An 18,001-nucleotide genomic window follows, 5' to 3' on the forward strand; every position below is an offset into this window, starting at 1 on the left:
CGAAGGAGATATCCGACTATGAAGATCCTTATGGTCCTGACGTCGCACGACAAGCTCGGCGACACCGGCAAGAAGACCGGTTTCTGGCTCGAGGAATTGGCCGCGCCCTATTATGTGTTCAAAGATGCGGGCGCAGAGCTGACGCTGGCTTCGCCAAAGGGCGGGCAGCCGCCGCTTGACCCGAAGAGCAGCGATCCGTCCGGGCAGACCGACGCCACGCGCCGCTTCAGCGCCGACGAAACCGCGAAGGCCGCGCTTGCCGCGACCCGCAAGCTCGCCGACGTGTCGATCGACGACTATGACGCGGTGTTCTATCCGGGCGGTCATGGCCCGCTGTGGGATCTTGCCGAGGATAAGCATTCGATAGAGCTGATCGAGCACGCGCTGGCGGCCGGCAAGCCGGTCGCGGCGGTCTGTCACGCGCCGGGCGTGTTGCGCCACGTGCGGGATCCGCGGACCGACGAGCCGATCGTGCGGGGCAAGCGCGCGACGGGCTTCACCGACAGCGAGGAGGCCGCGGTCGGGCTGACGGAGGTCGTGCCGTTTCTCGTCGAGGACATGCTGAAGGCAAAGGGCGCACATTTCGAACGCGGCCCGGATTGGGCGCCGTTCACCACAAGCGACGGATTGTTGATCACGGGCCAGAACCCGGCGTCGTCAGAGCCGGCTGCCGAGGCGTTGCTCAGGATGCTCCGCTAGCCGGCCGCGGGCCCGCTCAATCCATGATTTCGGCTTGCGCGGCAATGGCATTACGGATCGCCGCGCGATCTTTCATCCGACCAGCCCACGATGGATGGAGGGGCACGCGGTGATCATTCGATCTTCGAACCAGCTTCCACAGTACACCTTTCTGAAGCGGTTTCCGGTCCCGAAAAACTTCGGCCTGCCTGCCACCTCGCGCATTGAAGGCGGTCGTACCTGGCCGGCCCCGAGCGGGGCACGCCACATCAAGGTCTTCGATGTCTACCGATACAATCCTGACTCGGGCCGTAATCCGTCGCTCGATCGATTTGAGGTCGATCTCGACGATTGCGGCCCAATGGTTCTCGACGCGCTTATCTGGATCAAGGACAAGATCGATCCCACGTTGGCGTTTCGCCGGTCCTGCAGAGAGGGCATCTGCGGGTCCTGTGCCATGAATATCGATGGCACGAATTGGCTTGCCTGCACGCGATTCATCTCCGAGACCGACGACCTGTGCCCGATCTATCCGTTGCCGGGCCTGCAAATCATCAAGGACCTGGTGCCCGATCTGACGCACCTCTACGCGCAGCACGAAGCGGTCCAGCCCTGGCTCAGCGCGAAATCGCCGGAGCCCGAGGCCGAACGGATCCAATCCATCGAAGAACGCCAGCAACTCGACGGGCTCTACGAGTGCATCCTGTGTTTCTGTTGCTCCTCGGGCTGCCCGAGCTACTGGTGGAACGGAGACCGCTTTCTGGGGCCCGCCGCCCTTTTGCAGGCGTGGCGATGGCTTGCCGACAGTCGCGACGAGGCCGCGGCCGAAAGGCTGGATCGGCTTGACGATCCGTTTCGATTGTATCGTTGCCACACGATCCTCAATTGCACCCGCACATGTCCGAAAGGGCTCAATCCGGGAAAGGCAATTGCCGAGATCAAGAAGATGATCGTCGAACGCCAGGCCGAAAAAGACCAGAACGTCGGAGGGTAGCCATGCAGAGCCGAGCAAATGGGAAACAGCGGCCGAATTCGCCTAACATCCAGATTTATCGGCCTCAGCTTACGTCAGTTCTGTCGATCGCCAACCGGGCCAGCGGCATCGTGCTCAGCCTAGGCGCCGTCGGGCTGGTGTTTTGGCTGGTTGCGGCCGCCAATGGGCCTGAAGCCTATACCTACACCCAATTGCTGCTTGCATCCTCGCCCGGACAAATTGGGCTTCTCCTGTTCGTGTTTGCCTTTTTCTTTCATCTGTGCGGCGGGCTGCGCCATCTTGCCTGGGATGCGGGATTGGGCTTCGACCTTGCTGCGATCTACCGATCCGGTTGGGCCGTCGTTGCAGCAAGCGCGCTGTTGACCGCCCTCAGTTGGCTTGTTTCCCTTGTTATGCGGAGTTGATGTCGATGCGGCCGCATCAGGGCTCCGATTGTATCGGTCCGCACCGTGTGAGAGGTGCATTCATATGAAGGACGGTGCCAGACATTGGCTTTGGGAACGCGCGACCGCGCTCGCGCTCATACCCCTGACAATATGGTTTCTTGCCTCGATCATCGCGCATAGCAGCAGTGGCTACGGCGAGTTCGTCGCCTGGCTCACCAACCCATTATCCATGGTCTTGATGGTCCTGTTGCTGGCCGCATTGTTCTATCACATCGCCCTCGGCTTTCAGGTCGTCGTGGACGATTACGTTCATTCCGCCAGGAAGCCGCTGGTGCTTATGGCCGTGCGACTGGGATGTTTGGCACTGGCGGCGGTTGGCTGTATTGCAGTTGTCTACACCGCTTTCGACTGAACAGGCCTGGCGGACTATATGTCCGCCAAGTTTGGACATATTGTCCGACGGCATCAGAAATAAAAGCTCAAACAACTGATATTGTTGCCGTTCCGAACTGGCACGTGTGTTGCTCGTTCAGAGGGCCAGGAATGAGCAACGGCTGGAACCGCTCGTTCGTGCCGAAGTGTGAGCTAACGAGAGTTTTGTCGATGCCAGAATATGATCTCTACATCAACGTCAAGAAGCCGGGGATAGGTCTCTACGTGCGTAAGGGCGCCGGTCTTCCCGATTTCGCCGATCCGAAGGAATGGGTTTTCGACGGCACCGCCGCGCAGGACTTGTTGCCGCCGAGCGTCGTGGAAGGCGTTGCCGCCGACGGGCACGCGTTCCGGGACATGGACTAGGGTGCTGCGGATCGTAGAACTGAAGTCGATCAGGTTGCACTGAGCTCGAAGCTTGGCTTTGATGCAGCTGTCGCCCCCGCAAACGTCCTGACAGAGCGAATATGGTCTCGAGCCTACCGCCTCCCGTCTCCCAATCCGTCTCTGCCAGGCTCACCCGGGCGGCGATATTCCTGGTCGTGACGATCAATCCCGGATCGGCGGCCGAGGAGACGGTGCGCGGCCTGTGCGCCGACCTGTCCAGCCTGCTGCGTGGCGTCGGTTTCCGCAATCTCAATGGACAGCTGTCCTGCATCATGGGCTTCGGCTCCGACGCATGGGACAGGCTGTTTGGAGAGCCCAGGCCGGCGGACCTGCATCCCTTTCGTGAAATTCGCGGCGTGCATCACGCCGTCTCGACGCCAGGCGACATCCTGTTCCACATCCGTGCGGCGAGCATGGACCTGTGCTTCGAGTTGGCAACGCATGTCATGTCGCGGCTCGCTGGCGCGGTCTCGACCGAAGACGAGGTGCACGGCTTCAAGTTCTTCGACGACCGCGACCTGATCGGCTTCGTCGACGGAACCGAAAATCCAGTAGGGCAGGCGGCCGAGGCGGCTACCCTTGTCGGCGACGAAGACCCTGCCTTTGCCGGCGGCAGCTACGTCATCGTGCAGAAATACCTCCACGACGTGGAGCGCTGGAACAAGGTGCCTGTCGAGGAACAGGAAAACATCATCGGAAGGCACAAGCTCTCCGATATCGAGCAGCTCAATTCCGTGAAGAAGCCCTATGCCCACAATGTCCTGACCAACATCGAAGAGGATGGCGAGCAGCTTCAGATCGTGCGCGACAACATGCCGTTCGGCGAGGTAGGGAAGGCTGAATTCGGCACATATTTCATCGGCTATGCCCGTTCTCCGCACCGCATCGAGAGGATGCTGGAGAACATGTTCATCGGCAACCCGCCAGGCACTTACGACCATCTGCTGGATTTCAGCCGCGCGGTGACAGGCACGCTGTTCTTCGTGCCGACGGCGACCTTCCTGGACAATGTCGACCCCGAGGCGGGGCCTGACCCCGCCACCGGCCTGAACGTTGCATCGGCGCCTGAAGCGCTCGGGCGAGGCGCTTCTCCCGGCGACGGTTCACTCGGTATCGGATCTCTCAAGAAATGAGGCGGACATGAACAATCTCCATCGGGAACTGGCTCCGATCTCCACCGCGGCTTGGGAGCAAATTGAGGAGGAGGCGTCCCGCACCTTGAAACGTCATCTGGCGGCGCGCCGCGTCGTTGATGTCGTCGGGCCGAAAGGGCTCGACTTCTCGGCAGCCGGGACTGGCCACGCCAGGCAAATTCCGGGATCGGGCGAAGGAATTCAGACGCTATTGCGGGAAGCCAAACCCCTGGTCGAGCTGCGCGTTCCGTTCGAGCTTTCGCGCCAGGCGATCGACGACGTGGAGCGCGGCGCCACGGATTCGGACTGGTCTCCCGTCAAGGAGGCCGCGCGCAAGATCGCCTTTGCCGAGGACCGCGCCGTGTTCGACGGATATGCGGCGGCCGGCATTCAGGGCATTCGCGACGGCAGCAGCAACGCCCACTTGGCACTGCCGTCGAACGTGAAGTCCTATCCGGGCGCCGTCGCGCAAGCGGTGGGCGAGCTGAAGCTTGCCGGCTGCAATGGCCCCTATGCGCTTGTGCTCGGCGCCGATGCATACACGGCGGCAAGCGGAGGAAGCGATGACGGCTATCCGGTCTTCCACCATATCGAGCGCGTGGTCGACGGCGGCGTGATCTGGGCGCCTGCCATTGCCGGCGCCTTCCTGCTCACGACCCGGGGCGGCGATTTCGAGCTCGATATCGGACAGGATTTTTCGATCGGCTATTCGAGCCATTCGGCCACGAGCGTGGAGCTGTATTTCTTCCTGAGCTTCACGTTCAGACTTCTGACGACCGAGGCCTCCGTGGTCCTCGATCCCGAGAAAATGGAGAAATAGCCGACGAGCAATCCGAGCCCTTGTCGGAGCGGAACGAAATCAGCCCGCGTTGCTTTGGTATGGTGCGTTCCATCGTTTCTCAGATCGGCGAAACGCGGCCCTGTTTGTCTTGTGCATTCCCGGCGAACGGGTGACGCTTTCCTTGGAATTGCTTCAGCAGCCAGTGCCGGGGCATCGTCTGCGCCGTGGACAACATGTCCGGGCGGGCACTGACAAATTGTCCGGAATCATCAAGATTTTGTCGTGTAACGCATTGATATCGCTGCAATTCGAATTGGCACGTCTGTTGCTACAGATTTGAGGCGGGATAGAGGGCTTTGCTACAGCTGGAGCGCCGACAGGTAGGAGGAACGTGATGTCCAAGGATCATGACAGAGCATCGCACGGGTCACAGGACGCGCGGCGCCACAAGCTCGATCATCAGACGCGCAACGAATGGCTTGGCCGGGACGCCGGCCTTCAGGCCGCATGGCATGCTTCCAAGATGACCCGGGACGAGTTCATCCGCCGCAATGAAGGGTTAATCGATAAGGTCATCGCCGATAATCGGGACCAAGCATGACCATAGGATTGTTAGACGCCATCCGAACATCGTCGTCGTTGATCCTGGAATGGTGACAGATCAGCCTCATCATATCGTGATCGTCGGAGCCGGCTTCGGCGGCTTGGAGGCCGCTCGCGGACTTGCAAGCGCTCCAGTGCGCGTGACGATGATCGATAGACGCAACCATCACCTCTTCCAGCCCTTGCTCTACCAGGTCGCGACCGCTTCGCTCGCAACCTCCGAGATCGCCTGGCCGATCCGCTCCCTTCTCAGCAACCATAGGAACGTCACGACGTTGCTCGGTACGGTCATCGGCATCGATGCGCAGAACAAGAAGGTTCTTTTGGAGGACGAGGAGCCGATCTCCTTCGATACGTTGATTTTGGCGACCGGAGCTCGCCACGCCTATTTCGGTCGCGACGAATGGGAACCGTACGCACCGGGCCTGAAGACGCTCGAGGATGCCACCACCATCAGACGGCGGATACTGGCTGCGTTCGAGCAGGCGGAGTGGGAAAAGAACGAAGCCGAGCGGGCAGCGTATCTGACATTCGTGGTCGTCGGTGCCGGTCCGACAGGCGTGGAACTGGCGGGCACGATCGCGGAGCTTGCCCGGGACACGCTGCGCAACGACTTTCGCAATTTCGATACGCGCAGCGTGCGCGTCGTCCTCATCGAAGCAGGGCCCCGCATCCTTTCTGGTTTCACCGAGGATCTGTCCGCCTACGCCGAGCGTGCGCTCACCCGCCTGGGCGTCGAGATCAAGCTGGGACACGCCGTCTCCCAATGCGGGGAGGACGGCGTCGAACTCGGCGGACAGTTTCTTCCCGCAAAAACCATCCTGTGGGCGGCGGGCGTTGCCGCCTCGCCTGCCGCCGATTGGCTCAATGTGCGGGCTGACCGCGCCGGCCGGATCCTCGTGCTGCCGGACCTGACCGTGCCGGAACATCCGGATATCTTTGCCGTCGGCGATACGGCCCATGTCGAAACCGCGGACGGAAAGCAGGTCCCGGGCGTGGCTCCGGCCGCCAAGCAGGAGGGACGCTACGTTGCCGACGTGATCAAGGCGCGTCTGCGGGGCGACTACACGCCACCGCGCTTTGCCTACAAGAACGCCGGCAATCTCGCTACAATCGGGAAGCGAGCCGCCATCGTCGACTTCGGCTGGATCAAGCTCAAGGGCCGGCTGGCCTGGTGGCTCTGGGGCGTCGCCCACATCTTCTTCCTCATTGGACTACGGAACCGACTTGCCGTCGCGCTGAACTGGGTCTGGATTCATTTCAGCGGCCATCGCAGCGCCCGCCTGATCACACAAGGCAGGGCAAGGAAGAGCGCACCCAATCCGCGGCAGTCGCCTGCGGCCCCTAAAGCAGAATGAAATGGGCTGGCTCAACGTGGTATCGTGGGGCAAAGCTCGACATGCGAGAACGATGAAGTCGATATTGAAGGAAATCCGCGATCGCCTGAGGCGTCCATGACCGAAACCATGGCGGGAATGCGCAAGCTGCCCTCTGTCGCGACGCTTCTCGAGCGGACGCCGCCGGATTTGTTCCACCAGTTTGGGCGAACGGCCGTGACGGATGCGATCCGCGACGCGGTCGATACCGCGCGAAAGCAGATCATAGCCGGCGCACCTGTTCCGTCGGCGGAAGATATCATGATCAACTCGCTCGTCAGCCTGGAGCAGAAATTCAGTTCAGACCTTCGGCCGCTGTTCAACCTGACCGGCACCGTGCTGCATACCAATCTCGGACGCACCTTGCTTGCCGAAGCGGCGATCGAGGCGGCAACGGCGGCGATGCGCGACGCCGTGGCGCTGGAATTCGATCTCGAGACCGGCCAGCGCGGCGAGCGCGACGAGCATGTGCGCGGACTCTTGCTCGAGCTGACCGGCGCGGAAGACGCAACCGTCGTCAACAACAATGCCGCCGCGGTCCTGCTTGCGCTCAACACGCTGTCGCAAGGCCGCGAGGCGATCGTCTCGCGCGGCGAACTGATCGAGATCGGCGGGGCTTTTCGCATGCCCGACATCATGACCCGCGCCGGCGCGCTGATGATCGAGGTGGGAACGACCAATCGTACCCATGCCCGGGACTATCGCGCCGCGCTCGGCGAGCGGACAGGAGCTATCCTCAAGGTTCATACGTCGAATTACCGCATCCAGGGCTTCACTGCCGAAGTCGGCGCTGCCGAGCTTGCAGCCATAGGCGATGCCGCCGGCGTCCCCCTTATCAACGATCTTGGATCGGGCTCGCTCATCGATCTGTCACGCTACGGGATGCGCGACGAGCCGACCGTTCGCGGGGCCGTGGAGCAGGGGGCAGGGATCGTGACCTTTTCCGGCGACAAGCTTCTCGGCGGCCCGCAGGCAGGCTTCATCGTCGGACGCGCGGATCTGATAGAGGCGGTGAACCGCAATCCAATGAAGCGGGCGCTGCGCGTTGACAAGATCAGGCTTGCGGCGATCGAGGCCACCTTGAAACTCTATCTCGATCCTGACCGGCTGGCGGAGCGCCTGCCGACACTCAGGCTGCTCGCCCGCCCGAGGGAGGACATCGAGGCACAGGCGCGCCGCCTGCAGCCTGTGCTGGCGCAAGCGGTGGGCAACGAGTTCGAGGTCTCGCTGTGCGCGTGCGACAGCCAGATCGGATCGGGTGCCTTGCCGCTGGATACGATAGCAAGTGCCGGGCTTGTGGTTCGGCCGCGATCGGGCAGCGGCGCGCTGAACCGCCTGGCTGCGGCGCTGCGCGGCTTGACCAGGCCGATCATCGGCCGCGCCGCCGATGGCGGCCTGGTTGTCGATCTTCGCTGCCTCACCGACGAGGACATGTTCGTCTCGACACTGTCCGAATTGGCGGCGAGGGGGCCGGCCGACGCTCGGCGGCATCCATGATCATCGGCACCGCCGGACATATCGACCACGGCAAGACCGCCCTGGTCAAAGCTCTCACAGGGGTCGAGGGCGATCGGCTGAAGGAAGAGAAGGCGCGCGGCATCACCATCGACCTCGGTTTCGCCTATCTTCCGGTCGCGGGCGGCCGACGGCTCGGCTTCATCGATGTTCCGGGGCATGAGCGCTTTGTCCACACGATGCTCGCCGGAGCAACCGGCATCGACTTCGCGCTGCTGGTTGTGGCGGCCGATGACGGCATCATGCCGCAAACACGCGAACATTTGGCAATCATCGACCTGCTTGGAATCCGGCGAGGCATCGTCGCCCTGACCAAATCGGATATTGCGTCGCCAGAGCGGCTTGCGCAGGTGGGCGCCGAAATCCGCGCCATGGTTGCGGAGACCTCCCTGGAAGGCGCCGATGTGCTGCCGGTGTCCGTTATAACTGGCCAAGGCGTCGATCATCTGCGCAACCGGCTTGCGGCGGCCGCCGGGGTGACGCCCCGTTCCGGCGCCGACCGGCGTTTCCGTTTGGCCATCGACCGCGTCTTCACGCTCGCGGGGATCGGCGTGGTCGCAACCGGAACAGTTCTGACCGGAACGGTGGGAGTTGGCGACCGGGTGCGCATAAGCCCATCCGGCCTGGCCGCACGGGTGCGGTCGTTGCATGTGCAGAACGAGCAGGCGGAGTCTGGGCATGCCGGCGACCGTTGCGCGCTCAACCTGCAGGGCGAGGAAATTTCCAAGGGGGCCGTCCACCGTGGCGACATGGTGCTTGATCCGGGACTCCATGCGCCGACGGACCGGATCGACGCCAAGTTGAAGCTGCTGCCGAGTGAGAGCAAGGGGCTGCGGCAATGGTTCCCGGTGCGCCTGCATCATGCCTCGGCCGAGGTCGGCGCCCACGTCGTCCTCTTGGGCGAGGCGGCACTCGATCCCGGCACGAGCGCGGATGTGCAACTGGTTCTGGAGCGTCCGATCGCGGCGGCGGCGCTCGATCGGTTCGTGATCCGGGACACGTCGGCCCGCAGGACCATGGGCGGCGGACAATTCCTCGACCTGAGGCCGCCGGCGCGGCGGCGGCGAACGCCCGAGCGCCGGGCATTGCGTGCCGCGCTGTCCTTGAGCGATCCCCGACACGCGTTCGCCGCGTTGCTCGAAACGACCCCCTATTTCCATGATGCGGGCGACTTCGCCCGCGATCGCGCGCTGGCACTGGCTGAGCGGGAGAGCCTACCGGCCGCGGTAGATGCGATCATCCTGCCCGTCGATGCGAACCGGATCGCCGTCTCGCGCTCGCGGTGGAATGCCTACACATCGGCGCTGCTCAGCGCGCTTGCCGCCTTCCACGCGCAATACCCGGACCTGCAAGGCATCGGCCGTGAAAAGCTCCGCCTGTTATTGCAGCCGCGCCTGCCCGCCGCCGTATTTGCCGCCGCATTGCAGAAGGTGGCGCGCGACCATGCCGTCGCGCTGGATGGCGCGTTCATCCGGCTGGCGACGCATACGGTTCGGCTCACCCCGAAGGATGAAGCGCTCTGGCATGCCGTCGAGTCGTTGCTCGGCGGCGCGGCCGAATACAGGCCGCCACGCGTGCGCGACATTGCGGCACTGACGGGGCAGGGGGAGCGCGATATCCGGCGACTCCTGAAGCTGGTCGGCCGGCTCGGTTTCGTCGACGAGGTGGCGATCGACCACTTCTTTCTGCGCAGCACAGTTCGTCAGATGGTCGCCATCGCTGCCGACCTTGCCGACAACTGGGAGAACGGCACTTTCACAGCTGCCCAGTTTCGCGATCGATTGGACAACGGCCGCAAGGTCGCGATCCAGATTCTGGAATTTTTCGATCGGCATGGCGTCACCCTCAGCCGAGGCGACCAGCGCCGCATGAACAAGCATCGGCTGGACTTGTTCGGGCCGTTGACGTCTCCACAACGTCATGATCGGAGTGATCCTGGAAGAGAATCGTCCCCGGTGGGGCGTTCGGACTTCAAATCCGAGTGAGGCAGCGAGACTGTCTTTGGTGGGTTCGACTCCCGCTCTCTTCCGCCACACCCTCATCCTGGAAGCTGTCTGTCGCGGCCAGATCCCGATGTCATCTTCCGTGCGGCTGGAAATGTTGTCCAGCTCAATGGACAAGTTGTCCATGTATTTCAAACAGATGTCGTGCTCTATTAGATGTCCCGCAACAACAAAATCGCCTCCTCAATGTCGCCCGCGCGTGAGGAGGGCAGCCGACTTCGCAATGAGGACGAGATGACGAATGTCGAACATACGCCGGACCCGCGAATTGAGGAACGCAAGAAGACGGGGCCACACCTTACCAAGCACGAAAGCGTGGGCCTCAATGGTCGGATAGCCGTAGCCATCACCAACATCGTCGGCACGATGTGGTGCGCTTACGCCTTTGGAGGAATTGCCCTCATCAGCCTGCCTTCGGCGATCCAGGGCGGGGTGGCGACGCTGATCGCCTGGGTCGCCCAGACATTCCTGCAGCTGGTACTGCTTTCGGTGATCATGGTGGGGCAGAAGGTTGCAGCCGCGGCCTCCGACAAACAGGCGCTGCAGACCTACAGGGACGCCCAAGCGCTTTTGAGAATACAGGACGAATTGCAGCGGCTGATCCAGATCAACAACAAGCTGACGGAAGAGATCCACGCGGCGGTTGCCGCAAAGGACGCCTCCGCGCCGGCTTGAGGACAGGCCATCAAATCACAACGACCGTGCCTTCGCCGGCCGACACCGTGCCGATGATGCTGGCGCGCGGATAACCCGCCGCCATTATTTTGGCGCGAAGCACTTGCGCGCGCTCGGCCGCGCAGGCCACCAGCAGGCCGCCGGATGTCTGGGGATCGGTGAACAGGGCACGCAGCCATTGCGGCGTATCGGGCGGCAGCGCAACTTCATTCCCGTAGCTCGCCCAGTTCCTGCTGGACGCCCCGGTGATGAAGCCCGCCTTGGCAAGCGCCTCAGCCTCGGCGAGATATGGGATATGAGCGCTCTCGATGGTCACGCGCACATTGCTTCCCCGCGCAAGCTCCAGGGCGTGGCCCAGCAGACCAAAGCCCGTGACGTCGGTGATACCATGCACATCGTCATCCTGCGCGAGGTCGCTGCCGATCCTGTTCAGCAAGGTCGTCGACGCGATCATTTCGGCATAGGCGGCTTCGGTCAGTTGCATCTTCTTGAACGCCGCGGAGTAGACACCGACGCCAATCCCCTTGGTCAGGATGAGCGCGTCTCCTGGTCGGGCGCCGGAGTTCCTACGAATGGCGCGCGGGCTGCCGAGACCGATGACCGCCAGCCCATAGATAGGTTCGATGGAATCGATCGAGTGGCCACCCGCGACGGGAATGCCCGCCTCGGAGCAGATCGACGCGCCGCCTTCCATGATGGCGCGGACTGTCTCGATCGGTAACTTGCCGATCGGCATGCCGAGAAGGGCCAGTGCCATGATCGGCTTTCCGCCCATGGCGTAGATATCGGAGATCGCATTGGTCGCGGCGATGCGGCCAAAATCACGCGGATCGTCGACGACGGGCATGAAGAAATCGGTCGTCGCGATCACGCAGGTTTCGTTGTCGATCTGCCAGACCGCGGCGTCGTCGCCGGTCTCTGTACCAACAAGGAGCTGGGCGAATGGAGCGGATCCAGGCTGTCCAGCCAGAAGCTTCTGAAGCACCGACGGCGCCAGCTTGCAGCCGCAGCCGCCGCCATGGGCGAGATCGGTCAGGCGAACGGCCGAGGCCGGCATCAGGGGATCGCTCTCGGATCTCGCGACCTGGCTTGTCATTTGGCTGACCTCCTGTCGTGCTCTAGGCAACCAGTAGCAACGGATTTGGCGCGTGGCGCGACCACCCCGCCTCGGCAACCAGGATATCGATGCCAAGGCTTGCGAGATCGTCCGCGTACGGATCGGCCTTCATGTCCTGCTTTTGGTAGATTACCTTCGAATAGGTGTGGCAGGCATTGCAGGTCTCGGCCTTTACCAGGCCAGTGTCGCCTTCGATGCCTTCGAGCGCGACGGAGCGCGTGTCCTCGCAGGTTATGCAGGTTGCTCGAACATGCACCCAGGCCGTCGAGCACAGCGAACAATGAAGATAGCGGATACCGGGGGTTTTGCCGGTAGCGGTGACCAGGCCGGCGCTCGGCGTCGAGCCGCAACAGGGGCAAAGGCCGGGCTGCTCGAGAGGGCGCAGCTTGCCCGCGGGCAGCTTGGCGGCGAGCGTCGTGAAATAGACCTGGAGCGCCGCGGCCACGTAAAGTGCCGGGCCGGCTTCCTCGATCCCGACATCGCCGCGGAGGAAGTGCTCGGCGAGGGCTTCGATCGCAGCCGGTCCGGCGGCGCGGAGCTCCGCGGTGACGGCGCGCGCCCGCGCCGGCAAGGGGCCGGCCTCGATTTCATAAAGGATCCTGACGAGCGCCATTCGCCAGGCCGGATCGCGGCGATGCCCGTCGGCGGCAAGCGGCGGCATGCGCGCATCGATGGCCTGGTCGACGGTCGCCGGCGTTGCGCCCAGGATATCCCAAACGGCTTCGACCGCCTGTTGCTGCGCCAAGGCCAGGCGCGCCATGAACGACAGCCAGTCCTCCATCGGATTGCCGGGCGCAAGCGATGCGAGCCGTGCGGCGGTTGCGGCAAAGCGTGCGCGGGGATCCGGCAGGACCACGGCGTCGGGCGACGTTACGCCGCCGGTCGCGGATCCCTGCCATTTCCCGGTGCTTGGGGCGCCGCCTTGCTTCAAGGAAACTCCTACCTGCCGAGGTCGTGGTTGGCGCCCGGGGTCGGCCCGCGCGAATTTGTCTCGACCAGCCGGCGCAGCCACAACCGGTGATGCCGCCATGCCCAGCCAGGCGTCACATAGCCCTGCGTCATGGCGCGCATCGATCCGCTCACCCAGATCGCGGCATAGACGTGGATCATCCACAGAATGATCGCGCCGATAGCGCAAAGGCTGTGGATGAGCAGCGTGACGCGCTGCGTTTCGATCGAGGTATAGGCGCCGAAATACACCTCCCAGACGGTCAGGCCGGTGAAGAACAGCACCGGCACCAGGAAGGCCATGCCCCAGAACACGAGTTTCTGGCCGGCGTTGAAGCGGCTGACCTCGGGAACATCTTCCTCATCGTTGACGATGACGCGGTTGATCTTCGCCAGCCATCTGACGTCGCCCATGCCTGGCAGGTTGTCGCGCCAGAATTGGATGATGAGGCCGAGATAGCTCACGAACAGCACGCAGCCGATCCATGGGTGAACCGCCCTGGTCCATTGGCCGCCGCCGAACAGGTTCGACAGCCAGAACAGCAAGGGATGGAACATCGCCAGCCCCGACAGGACGAGCAGGACGAAACATCCTGCGGTCAGCCAATGGTTGATGCGCGTCAGCGCGCTGGCCCGAACGATCGTTCCCTTCGGATAGGTCATGCGGACTTCTCCTTCGCCGAACGGATCAGTTCCTCGGCATGATGGTCGTCTTCCGCGTCGACCGTGTTGGGACCGACCGTGATCCAGTGGAGAAATGCGGCCGCCGCCGTGAACGCCATGCCCGCCAGCGCGACCGGCTTGATGAGGCCCTTCCAGAAACCTACGAACTCGCTGATATGCGGGTCTTCTGGCAGGCCCGCGTAGATGGCCGGCTTGTCGGCGTGCTGCAGGACATACATCACATGCGTGCCGCCGACCCCCGGCGGATCATAAAGGCCGGCGTTTTCGAAGCCGCGGGACTTCAATTCATCCACGCGTTCGCCCGCCCATTCGGTCATGTCGGCCTTCGAGCCGAACATGATCGCGCCGGTCGGGCAGGCTTTCACGCAAGCAGGCTCGAGGCCGACCGTCACGCGATCCGAGCACAAGGTGCATTTATACGATTTGTGGTCGACCTTGCTGACGCGCGGGATGTTGAATGGGCATCCCTTTTCGCAATAGCCGCAGCCGATGCAGTTCTCGCTGATGAAGTCGACAATGCCGTTGGCGTACTGCACAATGGCGCCCGGAGCCGGGCAGGCCTTGAGGCAACCCGGATCCTCGCAATGCATGCAGCCGTCCTTGCGGATCAGCCATTCGAGATCGCCCTTTTCATTTTCCCATTCGGCAAACCGCATCAGCGTCCAGACGCTCGGCTCAAGATCCATCGGATTGTCGTAGCTGCCTTCGAAGTGCCCGACTTCAGGACGCAGATTGTTCCATTCCATGCATGCCGATTGACAGGCCTTGCAGCCGATGCAGCGCGACACGTCGATCAGCTTCGCGACTTCCTGCTCGTGATTGCGAGCGGTCGGCGGGGTCAGCGTCGTGGCCGAGATGCGGATGAAGTCCTGTGCTTGAAGATCGCTCATGGCCGTCCCCTTAGACTTCTGGACCGTTGGACTTCGCGACGTTCACGAGGAACGCCTTGAATTCCGGCGTTTGTGTATTGGCGTCCCCAACTGACGGAGTCAGCGTGTTGGCGCCGTAGCCCTTGCGTGCCTGTCCGGTGAAGCCCCAATGGATGGGGCACCCGATCACATGCGTCGGCTTCCCGTCGACCATCAAAGGCTTGATGCGTTTGGTCACGTACGCTTTGCAGACGACGTCACCGCGTTTGGACGATACCTTCACCCAATCGGCCTGTGCGATGCCCTTTTCCTTCGCGAGCTCCTCGCCGATCTCGACGAATTCCTCCGGCTGGAGGATGGCGTTGATCAGCGCATGCTTGGTCCAGTAGTGGAAGTGCTCGGTCAGCCGGTAGGTCGTGGCAACATAGGGGAAGTCGGATGCCGCGCCGAAACTCTCGCGGTCGTCCGCAAAAACGCGTGCTGCCGGATTGGACCGGACCTTGGGGTGCAGCACATTCTCGGCGGGCGATTCGAGCGGTTCGTAATGCTCGGGGAAGGGTCCTTCAGCCATCGTGGCGCGGGCAAACAGCCGTCCAAGGCCTTCGGCGTTCATGATGAACGGCCCGACGCCCGCTGAAGGCGCCGCCGTTGGCGGCATATCCGGGACGTCGATGCCGACCCAACGCTCGCCGTTCCATTCGATGATCGGCTTCTTCGGGTTCCAGGCCTTGCCGGCGAGATCCGCACTCGCCCGGTTATAGAGGATGCGCCGATTGGCGGGCCACGCCCAGGCCCAGCCCGGGGCAATGCCCTGATCGCGGGGGTCGGTGGTTTCCCGCCGCGCCATCTGGTTGCCCTTTTCGGTAAAGCAGCCGGTGAAGATCCAGCAGCCGGACACGGTGGTCCCGTCATCCTTGAGCTGCGCGAAGCTGTCGAGCAACTGCCCCGCCTTGAGCGTCGCCGCGCCAGTCGTCGGATCGGTGATGTCGGCGAGCGTGCGCCCGTTCATCTCCTTGGCCAGTTCCTCGGGGTCGGGCGAGGCCGGATCGGCATAGTTCCAGGACAGGTTCATCAGTGCGTCCGAGAACGCGCCGCCCTCCTTCTGGTAGAGTTCCTTCAAGCGGCGGAAAATACCGGCCATGATCCAGATGTCGGATCGGGCTTGGCCCGGCGGTTCGGCGGCTTTCCAGTGCCATTGCAGCCAGCGCGCGGAATTCACCAGGGAGCCGTTCTCCTCTGCGAAGCAGTTGGTCGGAAGCTGGAACACCTCGGTCTGGATCGCGGCCGCATCGGACGGATTCTGCGGTCCGAAATCCTCCCAGAACCGGGAGGTTTCGGTGTCCAGCGGGTCCATCGTCACCAGGAACTTGAGCTTGCGCAGGCCGCGTCGGATCTTGCCCCGGTCGGGGAAGGCCTGGAGCGGATTGAAGCCCTGGCAGATGTAGCCGTTGATCTCGCCCTTGTTCATCATCTCGAAGGCCCGGATGATGTCGTACATCGGCAGATCCAGCTTAGGCAGCCAGTCGTAAGCCCAGTTGTTTTCGGCGCTCGCCGCCTTGCCGTAGATCGACTTCTGGAAACTGACGAAGAATTTCCGATAATTCTGCCAGTAGCTGATCTGCCCGGGTCGCAGCGGGGTAAACTGCCGCGTCTTCATGTAATCGTTGAACGTCGCTTCCTTGTCGCTCGGCAGCGTCATGTAGCCGGGCATCTGGTTGGACAGCAGGCCGATATCCGTAAGGCCCTGGATGTTGGAATGGCCGCGCAGTGCGTTCATGCCGCCGCCGGCAACGCCGATGTTGCCGAGCAGGAGCTGAACCATGGCCATGGTGCGGATGTTCTGAGCTCCAATCGAGTGCTGCGTCCAGCCCAGCGCAAACAGCGACGTGAGCGCCTTGTCCGGCTCCGAGGTCGTTGCCAGCAGTTCGCAGACCTGCAGGAATTTGTCCTGAGGTGTGCCGGTGATGCGGGAGACCATCTCCGGCGTGTAGCGATCGACATGCTTGCGCAGCAGATTGATCACGCAGCGCGGATGCTGCCAGGTGTCGTCCACCTTGGCAAAGCCCTGGTCGTCCAGTTCGTAGTCCCAACTCGATTTGTCGTAGCTGTGCGTTTCCTCGTTATAGCCGGTGAACAGGCCGTCCTGGAACCCGAACTCCTCCTTCGCGATCAGGCCGGCATTGGTGAAGGCGCGCACGTAGTCGTGCTGGATCTTGTCCTTCTCCAGCAGATAGCGGATGAGGCCGCTCAGGAAGGCAATGTCGGTGCCGGGGCGGATTGGCGCATAGAGATCCGCGACCGATGCGGTGCGCGTGAAGCGCGGGTCGACCACGACGAGCTTGGCGCCGTTCTCGATCTTGGCTTCGATGACCCATTTGAAGCCGCACGGATGCGCTTCGGCGGCATTGCCACCCATCACGATCACCACGTTGGCATTCTTGATATCCTGCCAGGTGTTTGTCATTGCGCCGCGACCGAATGTTGGAGCCAGACTGGCCACCGTCGGTCCGTGTCAGACACGCGCCTGGTTGTCGAACACCACCATGCCGAGAGAGCGGGCCACCTTCCAGGTCAGAAAGGCGGTTTCGCTGGAGGACGCCGATGCTGCCAGCATGCCGACGCTTGTCCAGCGGTTGACGGTCACCCCCTCCTTGTTTTTGGCGATGAAATTCTTGTCTCGGTCGTCCTTCATCAACCGGGCAATGCGGTCCAGCGCGAAATCCCAGCTGACTTCCTTGAACTCACCGGCCCCTGCTGCTCGATAGCGCGGTGCGGTCAGGCGAGTCGGCGCGTGGACGATGTCCAGCAGTGCCGACCCCTTCGGGCACAGCGTGCCGCGATTGACCGGATGGTCCGGGTCGCCTTCGATATGGATGATGTTCGAATGCGCATTCTTGGCACGATCTCCCATGCTGTAGATCAGGATGCCGCAGGCAACGGAGCAATAGGTGCAGGTGTTGCGGGTTTCCTTGGCCGCGGCCAGCTTGAAGGCACGCACGGACGAGGCTAGTGCTTCGCCCACATGGCCGAAGCCCAGCGCGCCCATCCCGGAGGCCGCCAGCCCAGCGGCCGTCAGCTTGATGAAACCTCGACGATTCACGTTCATTGCCTTGCCTCCCAGACCGTTCAAAAGAGATCGTGTCCGGCGCTAACCGGGTACGATCCGTCAAATGCCAACCGCGTCGGTGAGAGATGATCGTCTAACAAGAGCGCTCTCCCATTGGTGTGCGTCGTCTTGTTGCGGCGCTGCCCGCGCCGCCTCGATTGTTCGAACGATAACACTCGCCCACTGCAGCGTCCACGCCGAACCGAATTCTCCGCTGCCGCCGGGGCACCGGCCGGTACGCTCCGACCAGGCACGTCTTGTGACTTCAAGCGCCGCTCAGGCGGATCGCTTGCACCGGCGCGACGAGAAAAACC

17 protein-coding genes and 1 tRNA gene are annotated in these 18,001 nt (G+C 62.8%); 13 read left to right on the forward strand and 5 right to left on the reverse strand.

The genetic code is table 11. The annotated features are described in order from the left end of the window. Nucleotides 1-18 precede the first annotated feature (18 nt). The 13 genes from DPM35_RS10910 to DPM35_RS10960 all read left to right on the forward strand — a co-directional run bounded on the left by DPM35_RS10910 (nt 19) and on the right by DPM35_RS10960 (nt 10,963). Complete coding sequence (locus DPM35_RS10910; RefSeq protein WP_112127301.1) at nt 19-699, forward strand: type 1 glutamine amidotransferase domain-containing protein; 681 nt, start codon at nt 19-21, stop codon at nt 697-699. Between the two features lie 34 nt (nt 700-733). Continuing rightward, nucleotides 734-1,672, forward strand: coding sequence for a succinate dehydrogenase iron-sulfur subunit (locus tag DPM35_RS10915; RefSeq protein ID WP_281004593.1), 939 nt, complete (start codon nt 734-736; stop codon nt 1,670-1,672). Nucleotides 1,673-1,674: 2 nt separating this feature from the next. Then, nucleotides 1,675-2,076 carry a succinate dehydrogenase, cytochrome b556 subunit gene (gene sdhC, locus DPM35_RS10920; protein ID WP_112127303.1) on the forward strand — a complete coding sequence of 134 codons (402 nt, stop codon included), beginning with the start codon at nt 1,675-1,677 and terminating at the stop codon, nt 2,074-2,076. Between the two features lie 64 nt (nt 2,077-2,140). Continuing rightward, nucleotides 2,141-2,470 (forward strand): succinate dehydrogenase, hydrophobic membrane anchor protein, encoded by a 330-nt coding sequence (gene sdhD / locus DPM35_RS10925; protein ID WP_112127304.1) that lies wholly within the window; start codon nt 2,141-2,143, stop codon nt 2,468-2,470. Nucleotides 2,471-2,661: 191 nt separating this feature from the next. Then, on the forward strand, nt 2,662-2,856 hold the full coding sequence (locus DPM35_RS10930) for a hypothetical protein (RefSeq protein ID WP_112127305.1): 195 nt from the start codon (nt 2,662-2,664) through the stop codon (nt 2,854-2,856). A gap of 101 nt (nt 2,857-2,957) precedes the next feature. Further along, a complete protein-coding gene (locus DPM35_RS10935; RefSeq protein WP_112127306.1) occupies nt 2,958-4,010 on the forward strand; it encodes a Dyp-type peroxidase in 1,053 nt (350 codons plus the stop codon). Between the two features lie 7 nt (nt 4,011-4,017). Then, a complete protein-coding gene (locus DPM35_RS10940) occupies nt 4,018-4,830 on the forward strand; it encodes a family 1 encapsulin nanocompartment shell protein (RefSeq protein WP_112127307.1) in 813 nt (270 codons plus the stop codon). 355 nt (nt 4,831-5,185) lie between these two features. Continuing rightward, on the forward strand, nt 5,186-5,392 hold the full coding sequence (locus DPM35_RS32180) for a hypothetical protein (protein WP_146767935.1): 207 nt from the start codon (nt 5,186-5,188) through the stop codon (nt 5,390-5,392). Nucleotides 5,393-5,441: 49 nt separating this feature from the next. Beyond that, on the forward strand, nt 5,442-6,752 hold the full coding sequence (locus DPM35_RS10945; protein WP_112127308.1) for an NAD(P)/FAD-dependent oxidoreductase: 1,311 nt from the start codon (nt 5,442-5,444) through the stop codon (nt 6,750-6,752). A gap of 96 nt (nt 6,753-6,848) precedes the next feature. Next, the gene (gene selA / locus DPM35_RS10950; protein WP_112127309.1) at nt 6,849-8,267 is read left to right on the forward strand and encodes an L-seryl-tRNA(Sec) selenium transferase; all 1,419 of its coding nucleotides are present in this window, start codon (nt 6,849-6,851) and stop codon (nt 8,265-8,267) included. Further along, nucleotides 8,264-10,270 (forward strand): selenocysteine-specific translation elongation factor, encoded by a 2,007-nt coding sequence (gene selB / locus DPM35_RS10955; RefSeq protein ID WP_112127310.1) that lies wholly within the window; start codon nt 8,264-8,266, stop codon nt 10,268-10,270. Before selA ends, selB begins: the two co-directional genes overlap by 4 nt. Continuing rightward, nucleotides 10,223-10,318: transfer RNA gene (locus DPM35_RS32385), tRNA-Sec, on the forward strand. Before selB ends, DPM35_RS32385 begins: the two co-directional genes overlap by 48 nt. A gap of 204 nt (nt 10,319-10,522) precedes the next feature. After that, nucleotides 10,523-10,963 (forward strand): hypothetical protein, encoded by a 441-nt coding sequence (locus DPM35_RS10960; protein WP_146767936.1) that lies wholly within the window; start codon nt 10,523-10,525, stop codon nt 10,961-10,963. Nucleotides 10,964-10,973: 10 nt separating this feature from the next. On the opposite strand, the gene selD is transcribed toward DPM35_RS10960, so the two are convergent. The 5 genes from selD to fdnG form a co-directional block, all read right to left on the reverse strand. After that, entirely contained in the window at nt 10,974-12,020 is a 1,047-nt protein-coding gene (gene selD / locus DPM35_RS10965) for a selenide, water dikinase SelD (protein WP_112127312.1), read from the reverse strand. Between the two features lie 61 nt (nt 12,021-12,081). Then, nucleotides 12,082-13,011: a formate dehydrogenase accessory protein FdhE gene (fdhE, locus tag DPM35_RS10970; protein ID WP_245431498.1), complete on the reverse strand. Its 930-nt coding sequence runs from the start codon at nt 13,009-13,011 to the stop codon at nt 12,082-12,084. Nucleotides 13,012-13,019: 8 nt separating this feature from the next. Continuing rightward, complete coding sequence (locus tag DPM35_RS10975; protein ID WP_112127314.1) at nt 13,020-13,691, reverse strand: formate dehydrogenase subunit gamma; 672 nt, start codon at nt 13,689-13,691, stop codon at nt 13,020-13,022. Further along, the gene (fdxH, locus tag DPM35_RS10980) at nt 13,688-14,602 is read right to left on the reverse strand and encodes a formate dehydrogenase subunit beta (RefSeq protein WP_112127315.1); all 915 of its coding nucleotides are present in this window, start codon (nt 14,600-14,602) and stop codon (nt 13,688-13,690) included. The genes DPM35_RS10975 and fdxH overlap by 4 nt, the downstream gene beginning before the upstream one ends. A 10-nt stretch (nt 14,603-14,612) precedes the next feature. After that, nucleotides 14,613-17,687, reverse strand: coding sequence for a formate dehydrogenase-N subunit alpha (gene fdnG, locus DPM35_RS10985; protein ID WP_112127316.1), 3,075 nt, complete (start codon nt 17,685-17,687; stop codon nt 14,613-14,615). Between the last annotated feature and the right edge of the window lie 314 nt (nt 17,688-18,001).

The organism is Mesorhizobium atlanticum (assembly GCF_003289965.1).
Taxonomy (GTDB): Bacteria; Pseudomonadota; Alphaproteobacteria; order Rhizobiales; family Rhizobiaceae; genus Mesorhizobium; species Mesorhizobium atlanticum.